The sequence below is a fragment of the Rhodococcus sp. C-2 genome (assembly GCF_027854095.1).
Classification (GTDB): Bacteria; Actinomycetota; Actinomycetes; order Mycobacteriales; family Mycobacteriaceae; genus Rhodococcus_F; species Rhodococcus_F qingshengii.
This window is the reverse complement of the sequence record NZ_JAQGFI010000021.1, coordinates 60,089-68,616: the sequence shown is the minus strand read 5'-3', so window position 1 is coordinate 68,616 and position 8,528 is coordinate 60,089. Positions and strand designations below refer to the sequence as shown.

Here is an 8,528-nt window from a genome sequence, read left to right as displayed (position 1 = left end):
TTCGCAATTCCCATTCTCGCGCCGAGGACCAGCCCGTCTACTTCAGTCCCGCGTCAGCAACGTCCATACCCACAACACCTAGCTCTCGATGCATTCGGCGACGTTCGAGATCTTGACGCCGATACGGTGAAGACGGTGATCGACAAGTTAGTCTCGGGAATTGAACAACAAATTCTTGATCTGACGAACGGAAGCCGCAACATTGGAGGCTCAGATTTCGCGGCAACGCTGATACTGCTTAACGCCTGGCATCCAGAGGTTGCTGTGTGGGAACCTATCTCGGAACTGTTCACTACCCCTTCGCCTTTCCGTTCTCACCTGACGAAATCATTGAAGGGTTTGAGGGGACATAGCAAGCGTATCCCTACTGAAGTGGTCGACAGGCTCGTCCCGCCGCTCCATGATCTGATGGTTACACCGCCGTCGACCCATCCGTTCTTCCGAAATGAAGATGTTCGAGGCCGGGCAGCGAGTGCATTGGCTGCCCTTCGTCCAGCCGCAATTTCAGATGAAGAACTATGGGATCTTTTGCAGGGCAACGCGCATCAGCGTGCAGCGGCGGTCGAGGTTGTTGTCGGCAAGGGACTGTCTGGCCGCTACGACACGCTCGTGGCGATGTCCCGAGACAGGGATCCGTGGGTGCGCGCCGTTATCGCTAATCAGATAGCCCGAACAACGCCGGAAGATGGAGATGCTATCCGCCTCAAGCTGATTAGTCGGCTTCTCTCAAATGAAGGGACGTTGGTGGCGCAGATGGTTGCGAACATAGTCAATTCATCACCACCTGATGTCGAGACTGACCAGGTGGTTGGCATGCTCCGCGAAAACGTGTCTGCGGACGTGCGACGAGCCGTCGCTGAATATGACGCAAAACGGGAACTTTGAGTGAACCTCACGAGCTAGGGCCGAGGATTGCAAGAGGTCGAGTTTCGAAACCAGGCTCCGTCACTCTCGATATTGAGAGCGACGGAGCCGCGGTGCTGAAGTGCCTAGATCTTCAGTTTTGATGTGATCGATTGCCGCCCAGAGGTTTTCATTGTCGCAATCGCGGCGGTGTTGATCAATGGCGGAGATCAGCTTGTCGATCACGATCCGTGCAGCCGGATTGAACGATGCAGCGGCGGCGCCGGCCCAAGCCAGTGGTTCGTCTGCGCGGTTGAGAATGCGATCCAATGCACCTTCGCATCGGTCGAAGAATTTCCCGGTCCGTTTGGCCTGATTGGCATCCTGATCATCTGCCGCGAGCGCGGACTCGGCCAGGTCCAGAAACCCATTGATGATAGTGGTGGCACGTTCTCGTAGAACTGGGTCGAAACCCAAGGCCGCCCAGAAACTGTTCCACCGCACCCGATATCCGCGTTCGGAGTCGAGCGGCACGAGGTGGTCACGGATCAACCGGCCTAACGCTTCGTCATCGAGGTCGCGCAAGTGCCCCGCCAGGAGCGCCGGCTTCGATGCCGTCGGCAATGGCTGTGGATCTTTGACGCGTTGCCAGGGCTGTGGGCCTACGGATTCGATCACGACGGAATGTTCTCCGCCGGCCACGACACATCAGTCGCGCCGGCCGGCGACGCCCCTGCCTGGTCATCGATCAAGAACTCGGACAGCACCGCGCTGACGCGAGCTTCGATTGCACTGCTGGTGGGATTCATGTTCATCCTTATCTGTCGTTCATTTCAGTTCTCTTGCCACAGCTAACACCGCAAGATCGACAGCCGGGGCGTCATCGGACCAGACCTGGGTTCGGCCTTGAGGCAGGATTTCAGAGCGAGGGTGCACACGCCATGGCTCCACCTCCTGCAGGACCTCGTGGGCAAGTACAACACCATGGAAACGGGTCGGCAGCGTTGTGAGGTCGACGATGGAGCCTCTACGGCGGAACTCCTTCATCGACCGCGCTGAACCGTTACTGATGACAACCTGCCGCCACGGCGTGCCCGCGAGGTCCACGATCGCAACCACGTGCGTATCGAGCCATCCACGATCACGCCACGCTGGCAAAATTCCTCGACCTTTTGGTAGTGCGATCGAGGTTATGGCGTCACGGGCGTAGTCGGCTTGTTGCTGGCTGCGTAGTTCCGAATCCGGCGCCGGCAGACGCAACTGCGCCAACCGAGCAGAAGGGATCGCCGCAAGCTGGCGATTGGTGCCAGAAAGCCACCGTCGCACGGTGCGCGTGGATACCCCGCAAGCCTCGGCGACGCCCGCGAGGTCCACTCCCCCGCGTTCGGTCTCGCCGTAACAAGTCCGGAGCATCATTTCGAGTCGCTTGCGTGTCCACCGCGGTCCTCGCCGAGAGGGCATCGCTCGTTACCGTTCCACGTCGAAGCTATTGATTTGGTAGAACTCCCAGCCACCGACATAGTCTTGGGCTCGGCTGTTCATCCAATTGATCATTCCCTTGTCGCCCCCATTTTCGTAGGCGCTCCACATGGATTCAACCTGGTCGGGTGTCAGGGCCAAGGTGATCATTCGGTCGCGCGCATACTCTCGGGTGCCGGGCCCCTGTACGGCGTCGATCTTGATTTTCCCACCGAAGTTCGACAGTGCTTTTCCTCGTGCGCTGCTGCGTACGCTCGACATCGCTTCTTTACGTGAGGTTCGAGTGGACGCGGATTGTTTCGCTTTGCGGGCCAGTGCATTCAGGGTTTCGGTGCGTGGCTTCGCAATTCGCTGTCGGCCTTCGGGAGCCAGCCAACGCTCGACTGTTCGTTTGGAGACACCCAAATCACGTGCCGCTGCAGCGGTGTTGATTTCGCTGCGCTTTCCCGGTCCGTAAGCGGCCAGCAGCTGAGCCTTCAGGTTCGACGCATTTGGCTGTCCGGAAATGTCGGCCCCTTGCCGGCCGGTCAACTTCCCGAAGAACTCCCCCTGAAGTTTTCCTCGTTCCCCCCTCAAGACTTCCCGGATGGCAGTCTGAGTGACACGAAGCTCTTTGGCTGCTCGCGAGATGTTGATTCGGCCGGCCACGACAGACCCGAAGTCGGAAAGACTGTCTGCGATGCGCGAATACGACGCCCTACTGAGTGGGTTGCGTGCCATCAGGAATCACTCCCCTCCGCACTAGCTGCCCATTCGTTCGGGGCAATCAGCTCCGACTTTCCCCGATAGCCTTTGCCGTCCAAATACTGCAGGTGGTCGGATAACAGTGCCGATCCTTCCGGCTTGTAGTTCCCGAACCCTCGCCCGAACTGCTTCTGATCTCCAGGCCAGGCCAATTGTGGATCGCGCTCGTCGGAGACGTACAGGACGGTGTCTTTGGTGACCGCTACAGGCCACACTCCGCTGTCCTCGCCGATCTTCGCGATCCGATACATGATGTTCGCGCGAGATTTGGCGACAATGTGGTGGTGTCGCTCGGGCGAGTAGCCGGGTCGCCCGGCCAAATGCATGTCGGAGTTGAGCATGCCAATGGTGTGCGTGTAGATCACTTTGTTCTGCTCACGCGCCAACAGTGCGTCGGTATCCCTCTCGATATCCAAGGCGGTTCGCGCATCGCGAATGCGTTCGTACCAGGGCACCAGAACTCGCCCGTGATCTCGCCAGACGAACGCTTCCAAGATCTCCGGCTCGTAACCGAGTTGTGCAGCGCGTTCGAGAGTCGGAGTGGTCACCCACTTCGGTTCGGAGATAGACAGCCCCATCGGATTCAAGGGATTCGGGTAACGCCAGTCCGCTGCGTCGGGGATCTCGATCAGCCAGTACCCGGGAAGCTTGCGATCGAACGCCATCCCATCTGGGTGATGCTCTGGCTCCCCGATCGGCAATTCGAGACCAGCAATACCGGCAGCATAGGAACCGCCGCGATCGAAGGCATGAACATAGCGGCATTTCACCTCTGAATCGGAAAGGGTTCGCGACCAGTCGATATCGGCTTCGAAGATCTGGAACTTCTTCGCAAAATCCGAATCGGACGGCGCGAAGATCCGCTTCCATTCCTTGGGACGGGCAGCGATCATCAAGTCGATCCCGGTCGATGCGGGACTCACAGCCCACGGGAATCGGAGTGCCCCGGCCAACAACGCAAGCCGCCTTGCCAACGTGGCTGCGGTAGGAGAGTCACCAAGTACGGGCATCTCTTTCGGGTCCTGGCTCATCCCGGAGATCAGAGCTACCCACACGCCGCGTGCCTCGCCTCGCCACACACGAGTCCAGGTCCCTAGCCGGTCACCCGGCTGCCCGCCAAGCTGCCACCCCTGAGCCAGTGCATCAGTCACAAATGCAGATTCGGCCGACAGCTCCTTGAGTCGATCATTCCTGTTGCGTTTTCCCAACGTGCTGGTGTCAATGCCAACTTTCTGGGCCATCGCATCGGTGATCCAGATCTGACCAGGCACAGACCACGTGTCAGACGTCCACGTCCCGAGATTCAGCGTCGTGACCAACTCGGCGACATCTCCGACATGAGCGATCGGAGTAGCCAGCTCGTGACGACTGCCGTCCGGCAGCCACACTCCGTCGACATCGAGTACTGCAGCAGGCGCAGTGAACGCGGCCGCCTTCTCCTTGCCGGTCGTCTTCACTACCTTCGTGCGAGTCTCAGTGGCTTTCGGTGCCGGCGCTACCGGCGGTGAAGGTTCGGGAGCTGGCGTGATTTCTTCCTGATTTCCGGTTGTGCCAGCTGCAATCGCCCGAGAAGCGGCGGTGCTCTGCCACCAGCACGGGAGGTGCATCACGAGTCCGTCGATCTCCCAGCCAGCTTCGTCGCCATGGCAGAGAGCGCAGGTAGATGTAGGTGAGATCTGGAACCCGTCTGCGGAGAATCCCTCTGCATCGGTTTCAATCGCCATTTCAGGCTCCTTGTCGGTAATCGAGCTGGTCAGGCTCTTTGCTTCGGTGGACGAATCAGTCGAAGCTACTCCGTGTCCTGGACTGGTTGGACTACTCAGCCAGCCCTCGAAGAGATCCGGAATCACGGAGTGGCTCGAAGTCGGCTGGTCGGTGGGCTGATCATCGGGCGTCGGGTCCGTTGGCCCGCCCCATCCGGATTCGGGATCGATATTGTCGGGACCGTCGTTGCCGAAAAGTTTGTCCAGCCGGAGAGCGACCATGCGCTGACGCCGGTTCTCGCACTTGATCATGCGCTGCACGGTGTAGCGGGGCATCCGTCCTTTTCGCTCTTCCGCGATCAGCACACCTTCGTCGTACAACGCCCTCGACGCCGTACCGCGATCGATTTGCAGTCCGTCTGTCATCGTTCCGCCGGCGGCCTTGAGTACCTGCTCGAGTCCGGTCAATTCCAGAAGCAGCTGCGGGTCCCCGTCGCACGGCCGAGGGTTCGACACGACATAACCCAGACGGATACCGCGGGCTTCCTCGCGCCACCGCTGAGCTCCGTCGTTGCTGACGCCCATCGAACTTCGGCGCCAACCCAGTCGGCTGGCCAACGGCCATTCCGGCGCTTCCCCGGTTTCGACATCTTCGACAAACGCCAAACCAGTCTGCAATGCGTGTACCAGCAGCTCGCGCACTCGTCCGCCGGTACGCATCGGAAGATCGGGGTCAGTCGAAGCTGTTGCGGCATCGGACAATCCGAGAGTGACAAGGTCGCCGGTTTGCGCAACTTCCCCTTCTGTCAAGGCGCCGATATCGACGAGAAAGCGTGACATCGCGTGCCATCCAGCCCACAAGGAGCCCAAAGCATCTGCCTGGCGGACGCTTTCGCCACTATCGCGCAGCTGGTTGCCGTAGGTGTTTCCCTCGGCGAATGCTTCTTCGCGAATTTCCTCCAGCCGTGGGCACAGCCACTGCAAGAAGCTTGCCATCAGGAGAGCCCGCCCGTGCCGAGAGTCGGCGCCGTCGAGCCGCTTGAGCTCTTCGAGGTCGATCTCGGCAGCCTGAAGGGGGACGACCAGCATTCGCTGGGCTCCCGATCCAGGGCGCGGCATGACTTCAGACGTGATCAGAGCTGACGCCCGCGGCGGTGTGCCATCGAGGACTCCGAGACCGTCCCTGGTGCTGCGGCTCCTCTGCTCGCCATTGTGAACGAGTCGGGCGAACTCTTCGAGAGACTTCTGTGCAGCACCAAAATCGCGCGTCGGAGCGACATCATCTGCCCAGTACAAGGCGTCTTTCGCGGCGTTGAGTTTGATGCGTAACGCATTCAAGGTGTCACCGTTGCCGGACATCGATGTCGCTGGGCGCCGACGGTCCCATTTTTCTCCCCAGTGGTGCATCACAAGGGAGGCGATCGAGGTCTTGTAACTGCCAGGGGAGCCGATCAGAGCGAGCACCCAAGGGTTCGGGCCGAGCGCGGACCGGAAGACGTGGCCGAGAAGTGCTGCCGAGACTCGGGTGGGTGTTCGTTCGAGCATCGAGGCGGAGTGCAGCAAAAACGCCTCCCGGATCCGCTGAGGATCCGGACTGGGTGCCGGCAAGTCGTACATCCTCAAAGGCCCGGTCAGGAGGACCGGCGCCACTCGTCCGCCATTTGCGTCGATGGCACCACCGGCGTGTACGAAGAAGTATTTTCCTTGCTCGTCCCGTCGCCACCCGGTGGATCGATACCGTACAACGCGCCGAATCTCGCGTCCGCCAGCGCCTTTGAGTGCGTCACGAAGCTTTGCAACGCCGCTAGGACGGCTGTCGTAAGCAGGAGGGCCTGGCAGAGTTTCCACCCACGCGCAGTCCCGGTACTCCTTTGCCGGGATCCGGATCCGCAGAAACTCGCGGCTGTCCGGATGCGTGTATCCGATGATTACCGCAGTCAGCTCCTGCGGCGAGGCTGGGTTAATTTCGTTCTGACCGGCCATCGCTTCGCGGCCCATCAAATCAGGCTCGTCGACGTCCACCCCATCGTCGGTGACTTCGAGATATTCCATCTCGACGATGCGAGCATCGATGTCCAGCACCAGCTTTGCCTGCTGATCGCCGTCTTTTCTGGTGACGATCTCGACGAGGTTTCCTTCGATGATTCGATAGACAGGGGCGATGAAATTGGTTCCGCGGATGCCATTGAGAACCACGACCGACGTCGCAGACGGGCCGTTCGCTGTGGTGGCCTCGTCCGCGCCAGCTTCAGTGACTGGCGTGGGTTCGAGCTCCGGATCCTGCAGCAGTGGAGGGATCGCGACGCCTGCGATCTCGTGAGCAGCTCGCGCCGCCACCCGTGCAGCATTCCAAGCAATCGTCGCGGACTCGACGGCTTCGCCGGCCCACTCGGTGCCTTCCTCGGCTGCCTGCTGAACGACTTTGTCCACGAGCTCGCTCAGATGCTCAAAACGGCGCTCAGCCTCCAGAGCCCAGCGCTGAGCGCGTACCAACTCTTCGTCGGACTCGACCTGCGTGTCAGCTAGATCGACACGCGCTGCAGCCTCGGCGAGCGCGACCTCGACAAGGGTCTGCTTTTCGACCACGTCAGCAGCGAAGCTATGTGCGGCGACTTCTCCTGGACGGACCGGAGTAAACCCACCCCACTCGTCCTCGTCCGACCACAGCCCAGCTTCGACGTGGTCGGTGAAATCAGACTTCGGGGTGACTGTGGCAGGGAGTAACAGTTGAACCTGGGCGCCGACTCCGCCCAGCAATGACGCAAGTTCTATGCCGCGCTTCCATCCGGCGCCATCTCGATCGAGAACGACGCGGACCTCTGCACCTTCGAAGAGCTCAGCGCAGGCAACGGGAAAGTTCAGCCCACCCTGCGCATTGGTGGTCGCGACCTGACCCAAATTCTCGGCGGTCTCGACATCCTTCTCCCCTTCGAGCAACCAGACCGGTGACCGGTCGGCCAAGGCAGACAACAGGGCGGGAAGTCGATAGAGGACAGATTCGAAACCTTCGGGCTTGCGCTTGAGTCGGGTGCCGTTGGCACTGACAAACAACTGCCGGAACTGCTTGTGACGTGCGCCGTCACAGGAACTGCATTCCTCACGAATGACTTCTTGGACGACGGTGCCGTCCGCAGACACGTATGGGTAGACCTTGACTCGATCCCAGCTGTGCTCAACCTCTGGGGATGGTGCAGCTACGGCGATTCGAGCTGGCAACCGCCCGCCTTTAGGGCGTCGTCGGCCCGCACTCCGTTGCTGAGTCGAACGGCCGACCCGAGTGAGTGCATCGCGCTCAGGAAGCGGTTCGTCGAACAGATCGCCCATGGTCAGGCCCAGGCCCTCGGCAATTTCCGTGGCAGAGGCGTTGCAGCCGTGGCAGTGCAAAAGCACCATGCCGCCGCGATGACCGTTGACCCAGCTCACTGACAAAGACGCATGTCGGTCCGCGTGGACAGGGCACAAGGCCATCAACTCGTGAGGGCCTCGGTGTTGGACCCCGCCATTGGAGTCGACCGCGTTGCGCACGCGGTCGAACGACGACATAGGGCCGGTCGCTGCGCCGCTCGATGCAGCCGCCGTCATGCGATTGCCTCAGCGACACTCGTCGCCAAGGATGGCGAGTGTGCTCGGGATTTGGTTAGAATGGCCATAAGTCCTCTGGACTTGAGTAAGTGAAGTTCGGAAAGTGACGTCGCAAGTCGCTTCCCGGGACTGAAATCGAATCGAAGAACCCCCTCCGGCCGGCAAAGCAGTGGGGGT

5 protein-coding genes and 1 pseudogene are annotated in these 8,528 nt (G+C 60.5%); 1 reads left to right on the top strand and 5 read right to left on the bottom strand.

The genetic code is table 11. From position 1 onward, the window contains the following. Positions 1 to 885, top strand: a pseudogene (locus tag PCS43_RS31205) (DUF4365 domain-containing protein); the annotation flags it as partial. Positions 886 to 945: 60 nt separating this feature from the next. Here PCS43_RS31205 and PCS43_RS31200 read toward each other — a convergent pair. The 5 genes from PCS43_RS31200 to PCS43_RS31180 form a co-directional block, all read right to left on the bottom strand. Next, entirely contained in the window at positions 946 to 1,428 is a 483-nt protein-coding gene (locus PCS43_RS31200; RefSeq protein WP_270923203.1) for a hypothetical protein, read from the bottom strand. Positions 1,429 to 1,517: 89 nt separating this feature from the next. Next, positions 1,518 to 1,652 (bottom strand): hypothetical protein, encoded by a 135-nt coding sequence (locus PCS43_RS31195; RefSeq protein ID WP_270923202.1) that lies wholly within the window; start codon positions 1,650 to 1,652, stop codon positions 1,518 to 1,520. A gap of 19 nt (positions 1,653 to 1,671) precedes the next feature. Then, entirely contained in the window at positions 1,672 to 2,304 is a 633-nt protein-coding gene (locus PCS43_RS31190; protein ID WP_270923201.1) for a hypothetical protein, read from the bottom strand. 6 nt (positions 2,305 to 2,310) lie between these two features. Continuing rightward, positions 2,311 to 3,042 (bottom strand): hypothetical protein, encoded by a 732-nt coding sequence (locus PCS43_RS31185; protein WP_003942446.1) that lies wholly within the window; start codon positions 3,040 to 3,042, stop codon positions 2,311 to 2,313. Continuing rightward, positions 3,042 to 8,351 carry a telomere-binding protein gene (locus PCS43_RS31180; protein WP_270923200.1) on the bottom strand — a complete coding sequence of 1,770 codons (5,310 nt, stop codon included), beginning with the start codon at positions 8,349 to 8,351 and terminating at the stop codon, positions 3,042 to 3,044. The genes PCS43_RS31185 and PCS43_RS31180 overlap by 1 nt, the downstream gene beginning before the upstream one ends. Between the last annotated feature and the right edge of the window lie 177 nt (positions 8,352 to 8,528).